The following is a 24,119-nucleotide window of genomic DNA, read 5'->3' on the forward strand; positions in this document are numbered from 1 at the left end:
TCATAAGGGATCCTAATACCAACGAACCGATGATGGTAGAAGAAACCGTAGAACTCCCATTCGAGTTCAAGGCGCACTTCTCGTTAAAACGATAATAATAACTTTAAATAAAAAAAGCAGCCCGGATTTCCGGGCTGCTTTTTTATATGTATAATCAATTATATTTTTCTGTATCCTAAGTTATAAGTATCAGGAGATGAATCAAAAGTTTTATTACTCATAAAAAATAGCTCCCAAATCAGGAGCTATTAATAATTCATAAATAAGTTTTCTTTATTACAGCTTTAATCCGACAGATAGAGAGAATACGTTATTGTACTTTTCATTTTCAAAAAGCTCGCTGTCATTTATATCTGTAAGCCCCACGCTATATCGCGCCTGTACAAACATTCCCCATTCAAAATAATACTCTACACCTGCATTAAATGATATGTCACTATCTTTATAGCTGTCCCATACATCAAACAGGCCGGTCATGTTATCATCACTTTCTACTGATAAAAGCCTGCCATATTGTGGACCTGCTTCTATATTCAACCCATCTTTAATATAATATTTAAACATAATGGGTATATTAAGATAGTTTAGGGCTATTTCGCTTCTTGTGTCTCCGTCTGCTAACTTTGCTCCTTGTGTTGAATATAAGATTTCTGTCTGGATACTGAAGGTTTCGCTAAGTACAAGTTCTCCTATAGCACCAACATTGTATCCGATAATAGCTCCGTCGGTTTTAGGTTCGCTCCTGATGTTGGCATAATTAAGGCCAAATTTTGGTCCGATTCTGAAATCCTGAGCCTGTGCCATGTTAAAGGCGAGTAGTGCTGTAACTGATAGTAATATTTTTTTCATGTATAAAATTTTATGGCGGTAAAAATACATTTTTTTAATAGGAAAAAATTTAAGGTGTTGGCTATTTTTTATTAAAATATTATGAATTACTTAACTGATGCTAATGTAACTTCGCATTGATAATGAAACTGAAAAATGCTATCGCTGAATTTAGTTCTAACCTTTGCTGTCTTGTAAATTATGCTATTTTTGTGTGCATAAAACCAAACACAAATTAGAGTATGAAAAATTTTTTACTTGCAGCAGGCATATTTATAGCGGGTATTACCACTTGCCATTCACAGGCATTTGGCGTAAAAGCGGGTATAAACTTTGCCAATTTCAGGGGAGATGATGCAGATGATTTTAACGTTCTTTCCGGTTTTCATGGCGGTATAGTTGCAGAGATGCGCCTTCTGGATGCGCTTAGCGTACAGCCTGAATTTTTGTATTCTGTTCAGGGAGCCAAAACAAAAGATGAAACCTATAAACTAAACTATGTTAACCTGCCTGTAATGCTTAAGCTGTATTTTACAGACAGCTTTAATATACATGCCGGGCCACAGATTGGCTTGCTTATAAGTGAGTCTGACAGTTTTACTCCGTTTGAAAGTAATACGTATGATTTAGGGCTTGCAGCAGGTTTAGAATTTTTCTTTGCCGATAACTTTTCTGCACAAGCACGTTATGTTGCAGGAAATACAAAAGTATCTGATAACAGGGAACTTAAAAACACTGTAGTACAGCTATCATTATGCTATATGTTTTAAAAACAGGTATAAACCAATAAACTGATATTAACATGAAGAAAATTTTATTTTTAGCAGTAGCACTTTTAGGTGCAGTAGCCACTCAGGCACAAGGTATTAATTTTGGTGTTAAAGCCGGAGCCAACTTTTCTAACTTAACCGGCGATATAGACTCTGAAGGCATTACAAATTTTCATGCCGGTGCCGTGCTTGAGCTTAATCTTGTACCTACTTTTTCTGTTCAGGCAGAAGGTTTATTCTCTTCTCAGGGAGGTAAGGCAAAGTTTGAAGAAGATGGTGTTGTAGGTGTTGCACAAGATATAAACCTTGATTACATATCGGTACCGGTAATGGCAAAATTTTATATATTGCCAAATTCACTTAGTGTTATGGCCGGCCCACAGTTTTCTTTCCTTGTAGATGAAGCAGAGGAAGCATGGGATACCAAAAGCTTTGATATGGCAGCAGCAGGAGGGGTAGAGCTTAAAATAATAGCAGGCCTTTTTGCACAGGCACGTTATACTATAGGCTTAACAGATGTTTCTGATAATATAGATGCTAAAAATGCTGTATTCCAGTTGTCTGTAGGATACTTTTTCTAAAAGCACATATAAATAAAATCTAAACCGGCTTATGCCGGTTTTTTTATGCGTTATAGTGTTAAATTTACTGTTATAGCACATACAAGTATGGCTATTGAATGATTATTTTTACAAAAAGAGAATATGCAGTTACTTATAATTAATGGCCCTAACCTTAACCTTTTAGGGAAACGGGAACCTGATATATACGGAAATGAAACTTTTGAAGAGTACCTCGAGAAACTGAGGGCTGACTTTCCTGATACGGATATAAGCTACTACCAAAGCAATATTGAAGGAGAGATTATTACCAAAATACAAGAGGCAGGTTTTGCGCTTGATGGTATTATATTAAATGCAGGTGCTTACACCCATACTTCTGTTGGTATTGCAGATGCAGTTAAAGCCATAACGGCTCCGGTAGTAGAAGTACATATATCGAATACATACTCCCGCGAAACATTTCGACACCAATCCTATCTTTCACCTGTTTGTGCGGGTGTAATAGTAGGTTTTGGCTTAAAAGGCTATAAGCTGGCCATACAATCTTTTCAATAAATCTTTATGAGAAAGTGCCTTTTACTGATATTACTGATTCTGTGCGTTTGTGTTAATGCACAGATTAAAGGCAGTGTAACCACTGCTGATGGCGGGCCTGTGGCTTTTGCCAGTATTGCCATAAAGGGTACTTATACCAGTACAGCATCTAACGAAGATGGTACCTACAGCCTTGCTGCAGAAAAACCCGGAGAATATACTTTAATGATAAGGAGCCTTGGCTATACTACAGAAATAGCTGCAATAACAGCCGACAGCCTGCCTTATACATTTAATATTGTGATGAAGCCTGCTGCTTACAGCCGTACCCAAATGGCAGTAACGGCAAATAATACAGAAAACAGTGTTATAGATAGAGCAATTGCTAACAGGGGCAGGAACGCTGCTAAAACCGCTGCTTATGAAGCAGACTTTTACTCCCGGGGTTCTTATACTATTAAAAATGTGCCACGCAAGCTGCTGGGCAAGCGCCTTAGCGACCTTCAGGGCAGGCTTGATACTACCGGTAGCGGTATTATTTATCTTTCAGAAACAGTATCAAGGATAAAATATCAAAGGCCGGACAAAATGCACGAAAGGGTACTGGCATCTAAAATAAGTGGCGATGATAATGGGTATAGCTACAACAGTGCATCGGCTGCTGAATTTGATTTTTACCAAAAGTACCTTTCATTTGATGTGAGTGCAGTATCACCTATATCTGAAGAAGCATGGGACTATTATTTGTTTGAAACCGAAAGCATTTTTTCTGATAATAACCAAAAGGTAAGTAAAATAAAGGTTATGCCGAAAGAAAGTAATACAGCAGCCTTTCATGGTTATATATACCTTTTGGAAGAAACGGGCGAATTATATGCTGTAGAGCTTGATATAGAGGGAAGCAGGATAGGGCAGCCCCTGTTGGAAAGCCTTACCATAAAGCAGCTTTACGGCTACAACAGTACTGAAGGTATCTGGACAAAAAATGTACAATCGCTAAACTTTGCATTTTCAGTGTTTGGGGTAGAGGCAGAAGGTAATTTTCTTCATGTTTACAGTAATTATAACTTAAACCCAGGGTTTACAGATAAGACATTTGGCAACGAAATTATGTTTGTTGAAAAAGATGCAAACAAAAAGCCCGGTGAATACTGGGGCAGGAAAAGGCCAATACCGCTAACAGAAGAAGAACTTGCCGATTATATAGAAAAAGATAGTATAGAGAATATTATAACATCGCCCCCTTACCTGCGCGCCAGCGACAGTATCAGGAACCGCTATAAACTATTATCGCCTGCATTAGGGCATACCTATTATAATTCTATAGACAGTTGGCAGATAAAATATTCAGGAGTGTTATTAAGCCTGGGATTTAATACGGTACAGGCATATGCATTGTCGCCATCATTCTATTATACCTTTACCAATGATGAGGATAACACGAGTACAACTGTAGGTACCGACCTTAATTACGGGTTTGCTGAAGAACGCTTCAGGGCTACCGGAACCATATCGCACAAATTCAACAATTTTAATAAACGTACATTAACGTTAAGGGGAGGAAGCAGCATTCAGCAGTTTAATCCCGAGAAGCCAATAAACAGGATTGTAAATAGTATCAGTACATTGTTCTTTAAGGATAATTACATGAAGCTGTATGACAACACCTTTGTAAATGTTTCGTATGAAGAAGAAGTTGTTAACGGCATAATGCTTTATGGCAGTATGGAATATACCCGCCGGAAACCGTTATTTAATAATACCAATTTTTCTACCCTTAAAGACCTTTATGACCCTTATACATCTAACAACCCACTACAGCCCTATGATTATGACACACCCGCATTTTTAAAGCATGATATGGTAAGGGCTTCTGTAGCGGCGCAGTTCAGCTTTGGGCAAAAATACAGGATTCGCCCTTCGGGCAAGGAAAATGTACCCAACCCTTTGTACCCTGTAGTTTATGTAAAGTTTGAGAAAGGCTTTGGCGCCAGTATATCCGATTATAACTTTAACCACCTTTCGGGCAGGATAAATTACATACTTAATATTGGGCAATATGGTGAGACAGGAACGGCTGTAAGGGCAGGCAAGTTTTTTGACAGCGACAATATAGCTTTTACCGATTACCGCCATTTTAACGGCAACCGCACCCATGTGGGCCGCTCTGAACGCTACCTTAATGTGTTTAATTTTTTACCGTACTACACACACAGCACTAATGACAGTTATATAGAAGGACATGCAGAGCATAACTTTAAAGGTTTTATAACCAATAAAATTCCGCTTATAAATAAACTGAATTACCATTTGGTAGGTGGTTACCACGTACTTTCAATACCCGGCAGGAATCCTTATATGGAATATACCGTAGGGCTTGATAACTTAGGCTGGGGCAAAGTACGTTTCTTACGTATTGATTATATAAGAGCCTATGAAAACGGTTTTATAGGCGATGGTGTTGTAATCGGCCTGTCGTTTCTTGATATACTGGAGTAGTTATGTGTTAATATCAAGGTCGCGGATGTAATCTTCATACTCATAAAAGAACATTTCGAACGCTGTCATTTTTTCGGCAAAGAAATCAAAAACAGTATTCCACGTAGCTTTGTTGTACAGGCTTATGCCTGTCAGGATAACATATATGCGGCTGATCTCTTTTCCGCTTTCAAGATAATGTTCTTTTTCAAAAACGGCATCAGGCAGGTGTTCTTCCAGTAATATGTTTTGTAAAGACTCCATTTTTTCAAAATAAATGCGGCGCTTATCATCTTCCTTAGGCTCAATATCCAGCATTACCATAGCTTTTTTGTTGTCTACATAAAATTTGAAAGACACATCTTTTATCCTGGTATCATATAAAAGCCACTTTCGCGGGTAGGTATCCGCAAATGTCGTCCAGAATTCTTTTTTTATCTGTTGTGCTTCGGCCTTGCTGAACATATAGTGTAGGTGTTGTGCGGTTTTTAATGTATATTTACGGGTAATATAATACCCCAGATGCAGTTTACTGAATTTGTAAAATACCTCCCAAAAATACAAAAAGAGCGGCTACCGGCTGTTAAAGCACATTTAAAAATGGCTCCGCTGGAGCGGGTACAGTCATTATCAGCCGATTTTTATGCCGATAAAAACCCGAGGCCTTCTGCTGTTATGATGCTTTTTTACCCTAAGGGTGATGAAGCCAGCCTTATACTGATAAAGCGCAATACCTATCCCGGAGTGCACTCGGCACAGGTATCGTTTCCCGGTGGTAAGGCAGAGCCTGAAGATGAAAACCTTGCTGCTACAGCCCTTAGGGAAACCTGTGAAGAAATAGGCGTTACGGCAAATGAAATAGATATTATAATGCCATTTACAGAGCTTTATATACCGCCGAGTAACTTTCTTGTTTACCCATTTTTAGGCGTTGCCGCTGAGACACCCATATTTAAACCTGACCCATCCGAGGTATCAGAACTGATAGAACTGCCCTTACAAACTTTTTTAGATGATTCTATTATTATAACATCACAACTGCAAACATCTTATTCAGAGCGAATTGCAGTACCGGGATTTAAAGTAGGCGAACATTTTGTCTGGGGCGCTACGGCAATGATAATGAGCGAGCTTAAAGAAACCATAAAAAGCGTGCTATAACATCAGGTTTTTGTAATTTTGCCTTTTTGATTTTACTAAAATGGGATTATTCAGGAGAAATCCTTTCGGGCATATACTTTTCCTTAAAAAGTGGCTTATACGTGTTTTTGGGATATTAACCCACAGGCGCTACCGTGGTTTTAACGAGCTTAATGTAGAGGGTTCAGAAATTATCCGCTCTTTACCTGATACTAATGTACTTTTTATATCAAACCACCAGACTTATTTTGCCGATGTTGTGGCAATGTTCCATGTGTTTAATGCCAGTTTAAAAGGGCGTGAGGACAATATTAAGAACATAGCCTATATATGGCACCCCAAACTTAATATTTATTACGTAGCCGCTAAGGAAACCATGAAGTCGGGCCTTTTGCCCCGCATCCTGGCTTATGCCGGCGCTATTACCGTAGAACGTACCTGGAGGGCAAAAGGCAAAGAAGTGCAGCGCGAGGTAAACCCCAATGATACCGAAAATATTAAAATAGCCCTTAAAGACGGGTGGGTTATAACATTCCCCCAAGGCACTACAAAGCCTTTTAAGCCTATCCGTAAAGGTACTGCACACATTATTAAGCAGCACAAGCCTATAGTTGTGCCTATCGTAATTGATGGCTTTCGCCGCTCTTTTGATAAAAAGGGCCTCCGCCTTAAAAAGAAGGGCATACTGCAATCTTTCATTGTTAAAGAACCGCTTGACATAGATTATGAAAATGAATCTATTGAGAACATCCTTGAAAAGATTGAATATGCAATAGAGCAACACCCTTCTTTCCTTAAAGTAATACCTGCCGAGGTTCTTGAAGCACAAGAGGAGCTAAACAAAAAGCGTAAATGGGATTATTAATTCCCAATTAAATCGTTGTCCTGTTGCTTTTTCTCATTTGTAAGGATATTACCTTCTTCTTTTGCAAGTTTATTTTTAGAAGGGATCTTGTAATTTAATGATATCCCAATCCTCCGGGAGTCATATTTGTTATCATACAGCAGGTTGGTATCCGTAATACCGAAGTATTGGTGGTTGGTATTAAAAATATCATTTGCATATACAGAAACGGAAAGGTTATCTGATAAAAACTTGCGCGAAAAAGTAAGGTCAACCTGCTGGTAAAGCGGTTTTCTTACATTATAATAATAGTAGTTACCACCTGTGTTTGAAGCGGTATAGTTTGCGGTAAACTTTATCTTTTTTGGCAGGACAAGCTGCGACGTCAGGTTAAAATTCCACACACTTTTAGTATCAACACTGGGTATAATGTGTTTCTGGTTACCGGCGTATATATATAAGAAGTTGATCTCATCAGGATTAAAATCCATTTTAAGGGTTTCTGCAAGCCCTTTGGTAAATAGCATATAGGGCAGGGGTATTCCGAAATTAAAATTGCGTATAGTAAGTTTATCGAGGTTTTCCGACACACTCGCAGCACCATCAGGAGTGTTTATGATACGGCTGATGATTTGGTTTTGGGCATCGGTAACCGAATAGTTTATAAAAAAGTATTCAAAGGCATTAAGCTGCACCTCAAAGTTATGGTATATGGTAGGCTGCAGGTTGGGGTTACCAAAAAAAGTAACATTTGGGTTTTGGTAACTGGTGTTGTTCGGGTTTAGTGCAGCGGTATCAGGCAGCCTGATTTTTTTGTTATAGTTGGCATTAATATTTACCTGCGGCATAAAATTATATTGTGCCGTAGCATTCGGGAAAAAACGCACCTGGCTAAAAGGCAGTAGCTCATCCGTATCAGTATTACCTTCTATGTCATACGATTCGAGTCTTCCGCCTAATATAAACTCAAACTTTTTATAGTTGGCCTGAAACTCTGTATACGCTGCAAGTGTGCTCCTGGTATAATCTAAGTTTATAACATCAAAACTTTCTGTCTCAAAATCAAGTAAGTCGGCGAGAGTACCGGCACTTATTTTTGATTTATCTAAAAAGGGTATCTCCTGAGAATAATCTGCCCTCAACTGGTAAAAATTCTGGTTGCTGTTATTGTTTAATACAGGGTTTTCGGTGAGCCTTGAATTAAGGTCGTTCCCGTTGCTGTTGTCGTTAAAATTAAATCTTATATCCAGCTTCCTGAAAGGGTCATCAAACCTTTTTTGATACGTCAGCATTAAATCGTGATACAGTGAGCCTGTCATACTTTTGTCATCAGTTGCAAAGCCTTCACCAAAAGCGGTTATATATGCGTTATTATCACTGGTTGTTATATCATAGTTAACCAGCAGGCGGTCTTTCTTAAAATCGAACTTCAGCCCTGTTTTTAGATAGTAAAAGTGGTTGTAGCGGTCAGAAAAATTATTGGACAGTACCACATCTGCATCCTGAAAATTGCTTCTGCTAAAGCTTTCACCATAGCTTTGCCCGGCTTGTACCTGCCAGCTGAATAGCTTATTTGCGGCACTAAGCGTCATGCTGTTGTTAAACCTGTGGCGGGTATCATCATAATTGGTAAAGCTATACCCCCCGGAGTAAGTTGCGCTAAGATATTTCTGGGCTTTTTTAGATGTAATTATATTTATGATGGCCCCACCTGATGTTGCCGGAAATTCTGCCCCCGGATTGGTTATAACCTCTACTTTTTCTATTGCGCTTGCCGGCATGCCTTCAAGATAGGCATTAAGCTCGTTAGAATAGATGTTTAACGGGCGTCCATCCATAAATACCTGTAGCTGTTTGCCCTGATACAGCATACCGGCTACATCTGATACTATAAGTCCGGGCAGCTTTTTAAGCCCTTCCATTAAAGAGCCGGAGTTAAGGTAAGCCTGTTCAGAGAAGTCGAATATAGTTCTGTCAGCCCTGCGTTCTACGGCTTTTTTCTTTTTTTCTACTATCACTTCCTTAAGCTGTTCTGTTTCCATTACTGCTGTAGAATCTTTTTTCACAGTTGTTTCTTCCTGGCAAAAGACATTGAGCGATAAAATAAAGGCAAGGAACGTAAAACGTATTTTCATTGGATTTGAATGTTCTGATGCTTTCGGCTACTGTTTTACAGCTTCTACCGTATAACCTTTCTGGCGCAATAGGTTTATAACACCATTTTCTCCCGGCAGGTGGGCGGCACCTACTCCAAAAAAGGTTGGCGTTACTTTAGCTGCTGCTTCAATTTTAGGTATCCATTTTTTGTTGCGTTTATCTAAAAGTTCTGCACCTTCTTCGGTAGTGTTTTCTTCTTTCACTAAATCCATAATTGCTTTAAGGTCTTCTTTTTTATATACCTCTATCATTTTATCAAACTCCCCTGCCTGGCTTTCTATACCTTCTTTTGCATGCTCAATAAGTTTATCCATTTGTTGCTGGTAAGGTATTGCATCAAAAACAGCCATTTGGTCTTCAATGGTTTCCAGGCCGTAAACTTTTTCCTGCTGCTCTTTGCAAACTTTTATAAGTTCCTGCTCTACAGACTGCATTGGGCACTTCAGCATTTTGGGCAAAACCATCATTTCTACAATAGCAGGCTTAAAGTTATCAATCATAGTAACCATTGTACCTGTATTTGTAAAGACATATTTTTTTACAGCCTCATAATCTTCCGTACTCGCCAACTGGCTCATTCTTACACCATTTTTCATGATAGAACCCTTCATCATTGTTGCCATTAAAGATGGGTCGGTCATGTCAATTTCAAGGTATAACTGCGTGGTGTTATCCATTGCTTTTTTTACCTTATTGCTTAAAGAGGCATCGCAGGTAATGTGGAATGTACCAAACAGATAAGAAGGTTCTTTAAGCCCGTTGCCGGTAATTTTCCATAAAAGCGAATTTTCGAGCTGCTGTGCCGTGCATAGAAGCGGCAATGCAGATAAAAGCAGTAAAAGAAACTTTTTCATTACAGGTCAAGTTTTTTAAGTTCTTCATAATTGCGGTGCAGGCGTTTTAGCAGCAGCCCATACAATAGTTTGTAAAACAGCCAGAATACCAATAATATAACAGCCGTTCCTACAAGTGCCAGGCTAATGTATATAGCATAAAATTTAGCAAGGTTACCATTAACTTCAGATTCATGTACCAATTTTATAAGATCTGGGTCATAGTTAAAGAACAGGATGAATATTGTTATTATAGATATTAGCATATATATAATAATAGAAAAGATATAATATGTAACAGCGCGTTTTGTATGCAAAATGTTTTGCATAAGGTTACGGACATTATCTGTTACCTTTATCTTTTTATAGTTTTTATAAAACACTCCCACAAAAAAGAGTATTATGATATAATTGATAACTTCTAACGGTATGGTTATATACTGTATGTTAAAGCTGTTAACTTTTTTAACCTGAGAGCTGTCGCGTAACAAAAATGAAAGTCCGAGCCAAAATATAAATTCCAGCACGCTTATCATTAATATCCATTTTACGATAGAAGAAGACCGTTTATGCAGCATGGCATAAATATCTTTTTCAGAGAATCTTGGATATTTACCCTCATTCTTCTTCCAGTCGCTTTTTAATTTATCTAATGCATCCATATCCAACTTACGGATTTAATATTTTTTTCAATTTTCCTTTTATCCTGTTCATTTTTACCCTTGCGTTAACTTCGCTTATACCCAGGGTATCCGAAATTTCATTATAATCTTTGTCTTCAAGATACATAAACACAAGTGCTTTTTCAATGTCGTTTAACTGCTGTACGCCCTGGTACAGTAGTTTTATATGCTCTTCTTCTTCATAATTATATTCCTCCTGGTTAATACGGTGCAGGCTGCTGTCAAATTCTACAGTGTTAACAGTCCTGCTTTTTTTACGGTAAAGTGTTATTGCTGTGTTAAGGCCCACACGGTAGGCCCATGTAGTAAATTTAGAATCGCCCCTGAATTGCGGATAGGCTTTCCAGAGCTGAATGGTAATTTCCTGGAAAAGGTCTTTGTGGGCATCTTCACTGTTAGTGTAGAGCCTGCATATTTTGTGTATCAGGTTTTGGTTTTCCTGAAGCTGTTGCACAAAAGATTGTTCTAAAGCCGAATCCATATTGCATAAGTATTATAAAGCTGTAAAATGTTACAGCATTTTATAAATCTTTATCTTTATAATAATTCACCAACAGCCCTACGAACTTGCTGTAGGTTTCAAGGCCGTCTTCCTGATGGTTTAATTTCAGGTAGTTATCATAAAAATACTTGAAAATAGTTTCTACAAAAGATTCATATTTTTCGCTGAATTGGTCGGTTTCCTTATAGTTTAATAAAATTCCTTTGTTAACCAATGGCAGCAGTGCCTCTGCCTGCGCCTCATCAATCTTCTTTATATTCCGTAGGCAATATTTAAGCGCAAACGTATATCCGGAGTATTTAAAATAAATATCATCATTGGCTATAGAAGCCATGTACCCTATAAAATTAGCTTCACTCTCAGATGCATAGCCTAATTGGTGCGACATTTCATGGCAGGCTGTTGTAGGCAGGTTATACAAGGGCAGGTGGCAGTTAACCTGGGCTTCATTAGTAAATGGGTTAAGGTAGCCGCCAAAACCCATATAAGAAAGGGGAGTACTTAATAATGACGATTTAAGGCTTTCATGCTTAAAAGTAAAATTAGGGTTAAGCAACGCTATAGCTTTATAGCCGTCAGGCGAGTGTTTATATATTTCTTCTACAGTATAAGGATTCACAACTTTTATAGTGTCATTGCCTGTAATTTGTAGGTGTACGGCATTTGCTTTTGTAATAAGCCTTTTGGTAAAACTGATAAGCTCTTCGGGAGTATATTTTTTCTCAATACCCATTTTTTCATTCAGCGGAACCCGGTGGTAATTTACCGCCCATAAAAAATAGAAAAGGAAATAAAACACCGATAAAAAGCTGCCAATAGTAATAAGGTTGGCTTTCCAGCCGCGGCGCCATGTTTTGCGCCTTACCCAAAGCCATCGTATAATCAGGATGATTACTATTGTATAGATAATATCGCCTACAGAAAACCCTGCAACGCCAAATAATATACGCGATACTTTTGCAATGTAAGGATATAGCCCTGTGCTGTAATAATCTTCTACAAATTCCGGAAAAAACGATAACAGGTTAACAATTATAATTTGCAGTGGCAGCAAAAGGCACAGTATAATCTTTTTCTTCATCAGGCAATACAATAGTTGATTGTAAATATAAGTAGTATTTTTGTAATCATTATTTATGAACTTACAAACTGAAAAACAAAAACTATAGATGAACGAAGCAATAAAAAACCTTGAGCCAAAAGCACTTTGGAATAAGTTTGCCGACCTTAATGCCGTGCCGCGCCCTTCTAAAAAAGAAGAACGTGTAATAGCTTTCATGAAAGAATTTGGCGAGAAGCTAAACCTTGAAACTGTAATTGATGAGGTGGGCAATGTTATCATTAAAAAACCTGCTACTCCGGGTATGGAAAATAGGAAAACAATAGTGATGCAAAGCCATCTTGATATGGTGCACCAAAAGAATGCCGACACACAGTTTGATTTCGACACACAGGGAATTGAGATGTATGTTGACGGCGACTGGGTACGTGCAAAAGGAACTACACTTGGCGCCGATAACGGCCTTGGTGTTGCCACAATAATGGCAGTACTTGATAGCACAGATATACCGCACCCGGCTATAGAGGCCCTTTTTACCATTGATGAAGAAACAGGCATGACAGGTGCAATGGGGCTTAAAGGTGGCCTGCTTACCGGTGAAATACTGCTGAACCTTGATACAGAGGAAGATGATGAAATTGATATTGGCTGTGCCGGTGGGGTAGATGTTACAGCAGAACGCACCTATAATGAAGAGGACACGCCGGAAAATGCTATTGGTTATAATATAACTGTTAAAGGACTTAACGGCGGCCACAGTGGTATGGATATACATAAAGGGCTGGGCAATGCCAATAAAATAATGAACCGCCTTTTGTTTGACGGGTTTGAGAACTTTGGTTTACAGATTGCCGAAATTAACGGTGGCAGCCTTCGCAATGCTATTCCGCGAGAGAGTTTTGCCAAAGTGATAATATCCGATATTTTTGATGAGGCTTTTCAGTTTGATATGAACGAACTGATACAGGAAATAAAAGCTGAATTTAAGACTACAGAACCAAGGCTTGAAGTTGTTTTGGAAAAAACCGAGGCTCCTGCCAAAGTAATGGATTTAGGAGTACAGGAAGGCTTAACCCGCGCGCTTTATGCCGCCCATAACGGCGTTTACCGCATGAGTGCCGATATGGAAGACCTTGTAGAAACTTCTAATAACATAGCAAGGGTAATTGTAAAAGATGGTAAGATACACATAGGCTGCCTTACGCGTTCGTCTGTAGAAAGCTCTAAATTCGACCTCGCCAACGCACTTAGAAGCACCTTTGAACTGATTGGCTGCGAAGTTAACTTTTCAGGTTCTTACCCCGGCTGGACACCAAACGTAAATTCGCCCATACTGGATGTACTTAAAGACATTTATGAAAAACAGAATGGCGAAAAGCCGAATGTTGTTGCCTGCCATGCCGGCCTTGAGTGCGGTATATTAGGAACCAACTACCCTGATATGGATATGATTTCTTTCGGGCCAACTATTAAAGGCGCACATAGCCCTGATGAAAGGGCAAGTATATCTTCAGCTCAAAAATACTGGAAGTTTGTCTTGGAAATACTTGAAAATATACCAAAGAAATAGTTGCTCTCCTATCTTAAATTTTAAAAAGCCCGCTTTTAATAAAGCGGGCTTTTATTAGTAAATAATTCCACTGAAACATATACTTTTACAACGATTTAGCGTTGTATAAAAAACCACCATCACTTCATGAAAAAGCTTATCCTTGCACTGTTTGCAGGCATCTTGTTATTCTCCTGCTCCCAAAAGGCGGAAAAGATAAACCGTGCCTTTTATTACTGGAAAAGCAGTAGCTGGTGTATTAATGATGGTGAGCAGAATATTATTAAAGACAACAATATAAAAAGGCTGTACATAAAATTTTTTGAGGTAGAAAAAAATGACATGATGGGAATTGTGCCCGTTGCCAAAACCTCTTTAAATATGTATAATATTGACAGTATTGACAGTATCGAAGTTGTGCCCACAGTATATATCAAAAACGAGGTATTTAAAGATATTACCCAAGGGGCACTGGATACCCTTGCCGATAATGTTAATTTTCTAATTGGTAAATACAGTAGTAACTATATGTATCGAAATAAAGTTATTTACGAGTATCAGATGGACTGCGACTGGACACCTTCCACCAAAGACAATTATTTTTATTTCCTTAAAAAGCTTAAAAGTCTATCAGGTAAAAAAATAAGCTGCACGTTACGCCTTTACCCATATAAATATCCTGATAAAATGGGTGTACCGCCTGTAGATACTGCCATGCTTATGTGTTATAACCTTATAAGTCCGCTTGAAGACCATAACCGGAATTCGATTTTTGATGAAAATGAATTTTCAGCCTACTTAAAAACAAATGAAGTTTACCCGCTGCATCTTGATATTGCACTGCCTGTGTTCTCGTGGGTGCAGGTGTATCAGAATAATCATTTTACCAAATTACTATACACCGACAATCTTGAATTTAAAAAAATCTTATCAGCGCAAAAGCCATTATGGTACAGCATAACAAAAGATACGGTTATAAACGAGTTTTACCTTCGTAAGGGAGACATGGTTAAAATTGAAGAAGTTTCTCCTGAAATGCTGAAAAACGCTATTCAGCAAATTAAAAAACACGTTATGCTTGATAGTGAAATAACAGTTAGCCTTTTTCATCTTGATAAACAACAGCTAAGCCAATACAGCCATGAAGATATTGAAAGTTTTTACAGTAATTTTACTGAGTAGCAGCATTACAGTCAGTGCCTGTGGTTACTATCCGTTTGGCGAAGATGTAAGGTATTGTTTTTTTAAACCTGAATATTTTGGTTTCACAACATATTCAGAGTTCCATTATACGGCTAATTCTTTTGAGCCGGGGCAGATATTTGATGAGCAGCACCTGCCGCCGAATGATGAAGCCTGGTTTAACTATTGCCACGGCAAGGTACCTCTTGGCAGCATTCACCAGGCAGTATATGAACTGGATAAAAACAATTTTGATGCAAATAGCCATAACCTTATGGTGCAGTACCTGTATGCAGTAAAAGATTTTGAAGCAATACAGTACCTGAGATTTGCCAAAGAGTGCGAATTGGCTAATGCTTTTATAGCCGATCCGTGGGAGCGTAATGACACCATGAATGTCCGTATACGTAGCCTGTTTATTTACAATGCTATGGAAGGCGAATGCATGGCAAAGAACCCGCTTATAAAAGAGCGTTACCTGTTCCTCGCTATCCGTCTCGCGTTTTACGACCAGGATTTTGAGCGTGTCCGCGAAATATTTGACAGTAATTTTAAAGGCTCTAAAAATAAAGGGATTATTTATTACTATAGCCTCTACTTCCGTACCCTTGCCGAAGAAGATCCTTCTTTACAGTCATTTATGGCGGCACAGGTTTTTGCAAATGCCCCCGACAAGCGTTTTGTAGTTTATGGTAGTTTTGATACAGAATTGCCTCTTGAAGAGGTTTTGCAGCATGCCCAAATAAAAGAAGAGCGGGCTAATGTGTATTTGCTTTCGGCTATACACACGCCTGACAGGGCTTTAAACCAGATTAAGGGTATGTATGCCAACAACCCGGGCAGCGAAGGGCTTGACTTCTTGCTTTTGCGGGAAATGAATAAAATTGAAGACTGGGTATATACACCCTATTACAGTATGTTTGAGCCATCTGTATATTTAGAAGGCTATGATGAAGAATATAACGGAGCGGTAACTTCAGTATTGAGCAGGGTAGCGGCAGACAGGCGTTACGCGCAGGATGTACTTGATTTTATAAATAGTTCTAACCTTTCAAAAGTATATAACCCGCAATTTTGGCTGCTTATAAAAGCACAGCTTGAATTTGTAACAAACCGCTACAGTAACTGCCTTGCAACAATTGAGGGGCTTAAAAAGCACGCTACCCTTACAATAGATGAGCAGCGCCAGATTGAAAGGACCAGGGCACTCGCTATTACGGCAGCCCAGGCGGTAGGCAGTGCGGTAATTTTAGAAGAAGTAAAGCCTGTACTGTTAAAAAATGCAGGAGATGACCGTTTTATTTTTGCGATTGGGCGGGAGCTGGAATACAAAGGTAATACTACCGATGCGGCATTGCTGTATTCGCTATTGGGGCAATCCTACACAGAATATGTGGGAGAGGGTAGTGATTCTGCTTTTTGGAAAGCAAAGAAAAACAAAGGCAGCACTTTTATGGATTATTATGGCGAGCATATGGCCTATATAGATGCAGTATATACCCCTGAACAACTTGGATTGTTGATAAAGGATGTTGAGTGCAGTAAGCAGGAAGATGAATTTTCTAAATGGAAGTACAGTATACTAAAGAATGAATTGCCCATGCTCTATGACTATTTAGGAATGAAATATATACGGCAGGATAGTCTTAAAATGGCGGCGAAAAGCTTCAGGAAAGCAGGGAATGCCTATTGGCAGGAAAATTACTCTGCATGGGAGACAGGTGATAGTTTTGGTAACCAGTTTGATGCAAACCCTTTTTTTCAGGTTAAGTATACACCCGATTTTATTCCCCTTAACGACAGGTTTACGCTGAATAAGTATACGATAACGCAAAAACTGATGACCTATCTTAGCCGTGCAAATAAATCTTCAGAGAAGAACAGGGATTATTATTATTTTCTTGTTGCAAACTGCTATTATAATATGACTTATTATGGCAATGCGTGGATGATGCGCCGCACGTATCGCAGTGGTACTCAAACTATCACTATTATAGAAGATAATGATGAGTACAATGAATGTAATCTTGCCAATCGATATTACGGCCTCGCATTTCAGCATGCCAAAACAGACAAGTTTCGTGCATTGTGCCTACGCATGCAGGCTAAGTGCGCCGAGAACAAATGGAGTAGTTCCTATAGCGAGTATTATTATGGAGAAAGACCCGAATATGATAATCCATACTATGATAAGCTTGAAAAAAATTACCCGGAATACTACAAAGAGCTTGCGGGTAACTGTACTTATTTTGAAGATTATTTTAAAGCGAGGAGGTAATTAATGTACCCGTTTCATTGGAAAATGTTCTGATTGATTTATTCCTTGTGGCATGCCTGATATTTCTGCAACAAGCGAATCTGCATTTACTTTTCGATATGCTATTTTTTGCGGATAATCGTGTTCAGGGTTTTCAAAAACAATCAGGCTGTCATTTATAGTTGTCATTTTAAACGGTACTGCTTGCCCCTCATTTTGGTCAGGAACCGTTACAATATAAAACAGTTCACCTTTCCTTTCTTCTATACGTATATGTTCAAAGAATACCGTGTCGTTCTCTTCGTTAATAACAAAAGCCTGCCCTGCAAAAACGGAGTCATTCAGCTTTTGCCAAATTTCCGTTAGTGTTTCATCTGCCGATGTATTACCCCAGGAGCCAACAAGCCAAACCGCTTTTTGGATGTTGGCGTATTTATCATCGTGTTTACACGATATAAGCAGCACAAAAGCTGAGATACAGAGCAGGCTTTTTTTCATGTATTATATTTTTTTAATCAACACTTTTTCCTGTGTAAACTGGTAGGCGGCATCAAGAAAAGCAAGCATATCTTTCCAGTTGCTGTTTGGTGTAAAGTAGTTAGCATAATACTTATATGCTTTAACCGTAAGTTTATTGCCATTTAGAGTTGCAGTACTAACAAAGCCGCCTGTACTGTTTTCAACCTTTTTGTTCAGCTTGTCTAAACCGGCTACAGTATAACCTTCTGGCACTGTAAATTCTATCGTTTCTTCAAAAGAGCGTGGATAGGGAAAGTATACATTATTTGTCCTTTTTTGCTCCTTCTCATCTATTTCAACCTGCTGCCCAATCAGCTTGCCAATTTCAAAAACATAGTTCGATCCTGCGCTTTTAAGCAGGTTATCTTTAACCGTAAAATCTTCTTTATAGCTAAAGGCAGTATTTTTACCAAAGCGGCCTGTATTTACAATTTCAAGTTTATGGTCATCTACTTCAAAACCAAGCTCGCCTTCAAGGCTTTTTTCAAATTCTTCTTTTTGCTTGTCACGCAATTTGTTCTTTAATGCGTCAAATTCGTTAGTGTACTGTTCTTTTTTCTTCTTGCTCCTAACCAGTTCTAATAGTGGGGTAGTACCATATTTTGCATAATCTTCGGCAACATAGTCGAAAAAGTACATTTTATCATCTTGGTCCTGGTCTTTGTTATGGCCATAGTGTTCTGATTCACGCTTTATGTTAAGTACAGAAAAATCAGCTCCCAAAGAGGCATAAATAGTTTCTTTGCTCATATTGTCCTTATGAGTAGAAGAGGGCAGTTGTATAGTTTTGATACCATTAACCACTTTACCTTTAGCAGCCTGAAGCGCATAAGCCTCAGCGTTTTCTATATAAGGGTTTATCTGGTCGGCATTGGTATATGGCGAGAAGAATTGCAGGTAAACAGGATTAGCTGTATTAGCTTTAATCATTATTATGGTGTTCTTCTCTATCAGCAGGTCTTTAATGCTGCCATTATAACGTGGTGTGGCAACAACAATTTCATAATTAATATCTTTCCATTTCAGGAAAGCCATAAAATGGTTTATAAACTGTATCTCGTTAGTAAAGAATACGGGCGCATAGCCATAAAGATCAAAAGGATACATAATATCGGCCTCTTTAACCACAAAAGCCTCTACATAACGTGTGTAGTACTGGTGGCGTGTGTAGTAATATACTTCGCGCACCATTTCTTCATCACTTTTAAAATTGCGGTTTTTTACGAAATTTTTAATTTCGCTTATGTCGCCCTGAGGCCAGAACCTTGCATCATAAAAATCAAGTACATCATCTGCACTTACTGTTTTTTTTATGATACTTTCCTTTTCCGGGAGGAATGCCGAAGCCCTTTCTTCAAACTTGCCTGAACGGGCAAAAAACACCTGGAATTTATAACACGGCACTTCTGCCAAAGGGAAGAACCACCTTGGGAAATCATTCTTCTCTATATCAGTAGCTACAAGCTCATAAGTACGGTTTTTACTTTTAGGGTCAGAAGTCTGCTTAAGTTCCGGTGCGCCATTATAACTGTTGAAGTTTACAAAAAAATCATTTTCAGTTTTAAATGTTATCTTCATATTCATTACCGGATATTCATCTCCTAAAGAGGTTTCCACCGGGTCAAAACCATATTCATAGATAGATTTAAACGGCTCTTCGGCATAAAAATAAAAATCGATAATATCGCCAACTTCAAGGTTCGATATGGCAATTTTTTTGCCTTCATCCATATTAACAGCTTCTGCTTTTACATCAATTTCACGCTCACTGCCATCAGGTTTGATAACTTTTATACCTATCGTGTTTTCGGCTTTCCTGAAGGTAAAACCTACACCTCTTGAAGAATAAAACCTGTCTTTGAACGAGAATTCTGAGAACTCTGTTACAGCAGCCTGATCCTGGAGTTTTACCCTCTTCCGTACGGAAGAGATATATGTAACATTTGTACCGAATTTATGGTAATCATAATTTTCATTTTTGTAAATAACCACTGCCGATTCGTTTTTCCACTTTTCGGGAATGGTAACAGCTTTTTTATATTCGTCGTTTGCACCCCAAAACATATTTTTTATTTCGGCGCTGTCCTGAGCACTTACAATACCGCAGTAAAGCGATAGCAGGATAAATAGTAACTTTTTATTCATTATAGTTTAGTTAAGGTAATTTGGTCGTTATAAAGTTTTTTAAGCTTGGTTATGGCATCATTCCAGTTGGCGAAGTCTGCTTTTTTAATGGTGCCGTTTTTAATTACAAAATGCTTTTTATAGACAATTGCATCGCCTTTTTGCTCGTAAGCTGCGGTTAAGGTATAATCGTTAGTATCTACAACAAGTGTTTCCGGAAGTCTGGAAACTGTATAACCCTGTGGTATAGCAAGTGTAATGTTAGATTCATAATCTTTTTTGTAGCTGAATTCAAAGTCGGTTTTTCGCTCTTTAAAATCAAGTCCTGCCATTTCCTCAAGATAATCAAGGTCAACATACATTTCATTATCAAAAGATGAAACCCTGTTTCTCAATACCGCATCATATTCAACTGTAAGGGTTATATCCCTGTCGGTAAGGTTAGAAGTTTTTATGTTCGATATAGAGAAGTTCTTATCGCCGCGGCTAAGGTAGTTTTGCAGCACATCTTCTTTTTTATCGTTTTTAATGTTGTTGTAGCCGTATAAAAAGTAGGCGCGGCTTTCGCCGATAAGGTTGCCCTTTACTTTCCCTTTAAGTGTTTCCCCCTCTATGCTGAAGTTGATATTATAGCTTTCTTTATTAGAGGCAGCAGGGGTTATTGGTACTTTTGCAATTATATATTTATCACCGTCTTCAATCATTACTTCCTTACCCTGAATACGCTCTGCATAATCACCAAACGAGTTATATTTCTCTGTACCATCAAGAAAATATTTTTTGCCGTCTTTAAATAAGGTGCAAATCATGTGGTTATCTACACATAACGATGGAGTAGTGTAATCATAAGCAATGTGTTTTGTACCAATCCAGGTAAGGCGGGCATCAAATCCTGCAATCTTTAGCATTTGGCGCATAAGGTTAGCCATGCCCTTGCAATCTCCGTAGCGCTTTTTATAAACGTTTTGAGATGCATCAGGGCGAAAGCCTGCAAGCCCGTCTTCAAAAGCGATATAACGGATATTATCCTGCACCCAGTAATAGAGTTTCTTTATTTTCTCTTCATCGGTTTTTGCGCCGGCAATAAGCTCATTTACTTTTGCCTTAAGTTCGTCAGGATTTTCATCTACACTATCTACCAATGATTTGTACCATTTGTATAAATCGGCAGTCGAATTAAAAAGTGTGGTCTTTTTACCTTCATTAGTATATGATTTGGCTACAACCAAAAGGTGCGGATAGATGTATGACGGGCCCGGCGCTGACTCATCTTTGTATCTTGCCGCTACATTTTCTAACGTATAGGTGTAAATGGTGCCTTTTCCTTTAGGGTCAGGCTTGCTGGTTTTTTTAACATCAAAACCTGCAAAATTCATTTCTTTAAACTCTATTTCGAGCCAGGTGGGTACAAATATCTCAATCTCTTTTTTTACAATCGGGTATTCATCATTAAAATACAGGGAAGTAAAATACTTTACATCTTTATATTTTTTGTCGAGATTGTAATTATAAGTATAGCCCTGCACCGGAAACGTAACTTCCATATACTTTACCCTGTAGTCATTGTAGAACAGGTCGTTACTGGTATAGAATTCGTCCTTTACTGTAAAATTCGCATATTTATCATTCCTGTATTTCAGGCTGAAGTCCTGAATCTCCGACTGGCTGTCATAAAATTCATATTTATGAATATCGGCACGGTGGTTAATATTCATAAGCCTTTCTTCAATGTGATGGTTAACCGCCACACCTGCATCATCTTTGTTCAGTTCAAAAGAAATATTTTCTTTGCTTGTTAAGACTGCTACATCATCTTTGCCGTGTTTTTCCCGAAGTTGTTTGGCAAGGGCAATGTCTTCTGTAGTAGGGTCAATGTTTTTCTGCGCATTTGCTGACTGAAAAGCCAAAGCCGCAAACAGCAGCGCCATAGTAATTTTCTTCATAAGCCTTTAAAAGGTCGAAAGATAGGATATTTATTGGTATTTTTTAACAATAGTTTATGTTAAAAAAGCGCGCCATGTGGCGCGCTTTCAGACATAGTTGATTTTTGTAGTTTATTTCTTTATGAATTTAGCAGAATGATATTTACCATTGCTGTCTTTTAATACAAGCAGGTAATTGCCGTTTGCAAGCTGCTGCACTTTAAGTGCATTATTTTCTACCTTATTTGTGATAATAAGCTTACCGGAAATATCATAAACGTGTGCTTCTGTAATTTGTGTAGTATCGTCCGATGTAAAATTCAGGACATCTTTAACCGGGTTAGGGTAGGTGCTGAACAGTTTAGTGGTAAATTTACCTGTACCAAGCGTAGAGCCTTCCTGCACCGTAATAGCCTGGTTAACATCAGGGTTTTCTATAACATCTATAATGCCAGAAGGCCATTTAATTATAATCTGCTCTATAGCATCTGTAGTGCCAAGCCCAAAATGTGTGTTTAACGAACTCATGTAACGGAAACCGTCTCCGCTGCGCACATCACGAATTTGTTTTTCCCATCCGTCACCTTCAGCATACACCTCTACACGGGCACCAATACCGTTACGGTTGCTTTCGGTACCTTCAAGGTGCAGTTTTATCCAGTTATTATCATTGCCGTTATTCAGTTTCATCTGGTTAAAGTTCAGGATGTCCAGGAAACCATCATTATTTAAATCGCCAATAGGCCCAACAGAGGCATTTGCCTGCGTTTTTGTAAAGGTCATGTCGCCGTTATTAAACATTATGTAGTTGCCGCCGCCCATAACATCTATCCACCCGTCATTATTAAAATCGTGTGCTATATGCTCACGGTTCAGTTCAAAAAGGTCAGCAAAGCCGGAGCCTTCAGTAACATCAGTAAAAGTACCGTCACCATTATTCCGCATTAATTTATGTGGCCCGTTTGCCGTTGAGTTTGCTCCTACAAGGGCATCCATGTCGCCATCATTATCAAAATCGCCCCAGGCTGTAGACCATGTTTGCAGCATATCGGCAAGGTTGGCTTCCTGGCTTACGTTGGTAAAAGTGCCATCGCCATTATTTCGGTGAAGTTCGTTTATCGAGGCTGGGTCTCCGCCACCACGGCATTTTGCAATAAACAGGTCGGCATCGCCATCATTATCATAATCTACCCATATCGAGCCATAGTTACCACCACTCGGGTGATCGCCAATTCCGCCCTGTACCCAGCTAAAACCGCCATTGCCGTCATTAAGAAAGTAACAGTTTGGCGCAACATCATGGCAAACAAATGCATCAAGATGCCCATCATTGTTTAAATCGACAAAGTTGGTGCGCTGCGAAAAAATAGACTGTGGCGATTGCATGGCTGTATATTGTGTGCCATCTGCATTGGCTATCATTAAGGCTGCACCGTTACCATTGCCATAAAGCAGGTCGTTAAAGCCGTTTCCGTCATAGTCTCCTGCTGCAAGGCTCCAGCCCGGCATGTAAGGAGTACTGCCCGCCACTCTTGCAGTTTCTGTAAAAGTACCGTCTGTTTGCTGATAAAACATTTTAATCTGGTTATTATCAGGGATAACTATATCATCAAAATAATCGCCATTCATATCAACAACACACATAACATAAGAGCCGGTAGCATTATACTGTACGGTTTCAAATAATGCCGGTGTAAATGCTGTTTCGAACACCTGAAAAGTAAAGTTGAAGTCATTCCAGTTATTATCAAAAGCAATATAATAGGTTTCGCCTGCCTGTGCCGTAAAACTTACTATAGAGGAATAGCTTGAGCCGCTGTCGTCATCTCCTGCAACGCAGGTAAGGTTACCACACATGCCATTATATACATGCACACGCGTGTCTTGCGGGGTAAACCCCTGCACATCTGTACTTACTGTAACGTTTACTGTAGTTGCAGATGTGTAGCTATACCATATACCTTTTGTAACATTATTATTAACACCATTAGTACAAATAGGTGCAGGTACCTGGCTGCCATCTGAATAGGTGGCATTGTATATACCTACAGTTACGGGTACTGCTGTAGCGCAATTGTTTTGGGCATGCAGCGCAAAAGCACTTATGCCGCAGGAAATAATAGTAAAAATCTTTTTCATAATGTGAGGTTGTTTATTAATAGTCAGGTTGTATA

General features: G+C 38.8%; 20 protein-coding genes. 9 read left to right on the forward strand and 11 right to left on the reverse strand.

The window, feature by feature from the left end:
* Positions 1-276: 276 nt before the first annotated feature.
* A complete protein-coding gene (locus Q0K96_RS05060; protein WP_297332919.1) occupies positions 277-849 on the reverse strand; it encodes a porin family protein in 573 nt (190 codons plus the stop codon).
* A gap of 221 nt (positions 850-1,070) precedes the next feature.
* Between Q0K96_RS05060 and Q0K96_RS05065 the strand changes: the two genes are divergently transcribed.
* From Q0K96_RS05065 to Q0K96_RS05080, 4 genes are all read left to right on the forward strand, one after another.
* Positions 1,071-1,598 (forward strand): porin family protein, encoded by a 528-nt coding sequence (locus tag Q0K96_RS05065; protein ID WP_297332920.1) that lies wholly within the window; start codon positions 1,071-1,073, stop codon positions 1,596-1,598.
* A 32-nt stretch (positions 1,599-1,630) separates the two neighbouring features.
* Positions 1,631-2,179: a porin family protein gene (locus tag Q0K96_RS05070; protein ID WP_297332921.1), complete on the forward strand. Its 549-nt coding sequence runs from the start codon at positions 1,631-1,633 to the stop codon at positions 2,177-2,179.
* A gap of 123 nt (positions 2,180-2,302) precedes the next feature.
* The gene (gene aroQ / locus Q0K96_RS05075) at positions 2,303-2,716 is read left to right on the forward strand and encodes a type II 3-dehydroquinate dehydratase (RefSeq protein WP_297332922.1); all 414 of its coding nucleotides are present in this window, start codon (positions 2,303-2,305) and stop codon (positions 2,714-2,716) included.
* A gap of 6 nt (positions 2,717-2,722) precedes the next feature.
* Positions 2,723-5,194 (forward strand): DUF5686 and carboxypeptidase regulatory-like domain-containing protein, encoded by a 2,472-nt coding sequence (locus Q0K96_RS05080; protein WP_297332923.1) that lies wholly within the window; start codon positions 2,723-2,725, stop codon positions 5,192-5,194.
* On the opposite strand, the gene Q0K96_RS05085 is transcribed toward Q0K96_RS05080, so the two are convergent.
* Entirely contained in the window at positions 5,195-5,638 is a 444-nt protein-coding gene (locus Q0K96_RS05085; RefSeq protein WP_297332924.1) for a DUF4268 domain-containing protein, read from the reverse strand.
* Between the two features lie 57 nt (positions 5,639-5,695).
* Here Q0K96_RS05085 and Q0K96_RS05090 point away from each other — a divergent pair, with 57 nt between their 5' ends.
* A complete protein-coding gene (locus Q0K96_RS05090; RefSeq protein WP_297332925.1) occupies positions 5,696-6,334 on the forward strand; it encodes a CoA pyrophosphatase in 639 nt (212 codons plus the stop codon).
* Positions 6,335-6,374: 40 nt separating this feature from the next.
* The gene (locus tag Q0K96_RS05095) at positions 6,375-7,178 is read left to right on the forward strand and encodes a lysophospholipid acyltransferase family protein (protein ID WP_297332926.1); all 804 of its coding nucleotides are present in this window, start codon (positions 6,375-6,377) and stop codon (positions 7,176-7,178) included.
* On the opposite strand, the gene Q0K96_RS05100 is transcribed toward Q0K96_RS05095, so the two are convergent.
* From Q0K96_RS05100 to Q0K96_RS05120, 5 genes are read right to left on the reverse strand one after another with little or no spacing between them, the layout of a single operon-like run.
* Positions 7,175-9,292, reverse strand: a complete 2,118-nt coding sequence (locus Q0K96_RS05100) for a TonB-dependent receptor (protein WP_297332927.1) — start codon at positions 9,290-9,292, stop codon at positions 7,175-7,177. The two genes, Q0K96_RS05095 and Q0K96_RS05100, sit on opposite strands and share 4 nt — an antisense overlap.
* A gap of 27 nt (positions 9,293-9,319) precedes the next feature.
* Positions 9,320-10,168 (reverse strand): TraB/GumN family protein, encoded by an 849-nt coding sequence (locus Q0K96_RS05105; protein WP_297332928.1) that lies wholly within the window; start codon positions 10,166-10,168, stop codon positions 9,320-9,322.
* Positions 10,168-10,809, reverse strand: coding sequence for a hypothetical protein (locus tag Q0K96_RS05110; protein ID WP_297332929.1), 642 nt, complete (start codon positions 10,807-10,809; stop codon positions 10,168-10,170). The genes Q0K96_RS05105 and Q0K96_RS05110 overlap by 1 nt, the downstream gene beginning before the upstream one ends.
* Positions 10,810-10,816: 7 nt before the next feature.
* The gene (locus Q0K96_RS05115; protein WP_297332930.1) at positions 10,817-11,311 is read right to left on the reverse strand and encodes a sigma-70 family RNA polymerase sigma factor; all 495 of its coding nucleotides are present in this window, start codon (positions 11,309-11,311) and stop codon (positions 10,817-10,819) included.
* 40 nt (positions 11,312-11,351) lie between these two features.
* Positions 11,352-12,413 (reverse strand): DUF3810 domain-containing protein, encoded by a 1,062-nt coding sequence (locus Q0K96_RS05120; protein WP_297332931.1) that lies wholly within the window; start codon positions 12,411-12,413, stop codon positions 11,352-11,354.
* An 88-nt stretch (positions 12,414-12,501) separates the two neighbouring features.
* Between Q0K96_RS05120 and Q0K96_RS05125 the strand changes: the two genes are divergently transcribed.
* The 3 genes from Q0K96_RS05125 to Q0K96_RS05135 all read left to right on the forward strand — a co-directional run bounded on the left by Q0K96_RS05125 (position 12,502) and on the right by Q0K96_RS05135 (position 17,401).
* Positions 12,502-13,962: an aminoacyl-histidine dipeptidase gene (locus Q0K96_RS05125; protein ID WP_297332932.1), complete on the forward strand. Its 1,461-nt coding sequence runs from the start codon at positions 12,502-12,504 to the stop codon at positions 13,960-13,962.
* A 126-nt stretch (positions 13,963-14,088) separates the two neighbouring features.
* Positions 14,089-15,123 carry a hypothetical protein gene (locus Q0K96_RS05130; RefSeq protein ID WP_297332933.1) on the forward strand — a complete coding sequence of 345 codons (1,035 nt, stop codon included), beginning with the start codon at positions 14,089-14,091 and terminating at the stop codon, positions 15,121-15,123.
* Positions 15,083-17,401, forward strand: a complete 2,319-nt coding sequence (locus Q0K96_RS05135) for a hypothetical protein (RefSeq protein WP_297332934.1) — start codon at positions 15,083-15,085, stop codon at positions 17,399-17,401. The genes Q0K96_RS05130 and Q0K96_RS05135 overlap by 41 nt, the downstream gene beginning before the upstream one ends.
* Here Q0K96_RS05135 and Q0K96_RS05140 read toward each other — a convergent pair whose 3' ends face one another.
* The 4 genes from Q0K96_RS05140 to Q0K96_RS05155 form a co-directional block, all read right to left on the reverse strand.
* Positions 17,402-17,878 carry a DUF6265 family protein gene (locus Q0K96_RS05140; protein ID WP_297332935.1) on the reverse strand — a complete coding sequence of 159 codons (477 nt, stop codon included), beginning with the start codon at positions 17,876-17,878 and terminating at the stop codon, positions 17,402-17,404.
* A 3-nt stretch (positions 17,879-17,881) separates the two neighbouring features.
* A complete protein-coding gene (locus Q0K96_RS05145) occupies positions 17,882-20,044 on the reverse strand; it encodes a hypothetical protein (RefSeq protein WP_297332936.1) in 2,163 nt (720 codons plus the stop codon).
* A complete protein-coding gene (locus Q0K96_RS05150; RefSeq protein WP_297332937.1) occupies positions 20,044-21,966 on the reverse strand; it encodes a transglutaminase-like domain-containing protein in 1,923 nt (640 codons plus the stop codon). Before Q0K96_RS05150 ends, Q0K96_RS05145 begins: the two co-directional genes overlap by 1 nt.
* Before the next feature lie 111 nt (positions 21,967-22,077).
* Positions 22,078-24,084 carry an FG-GAP-like repeat-containing protein gene (locus Q0K96_RS05155; RefSeq protein WP_297332938.1) on the reverse strand — a complete coding sequence of 669 codons (2,007 nt, stop codon included), beginning with the start codon at positions 24,082-24,084 and terminating at the stop codon, positions 22,078-22,080.
* Positions 24,085-24,119: the final 35 nt, after the last annotated feature.

Origin of the sequence: Flavobacterium sp., from assembly GCF_024305175.1 — a bacterium.
Taxonomy (GTDB): Bacteria; Bacteroidota; Bacteroidia; order Flavobacteriales; family Flavobacteriaceae; genus Flavobacterium.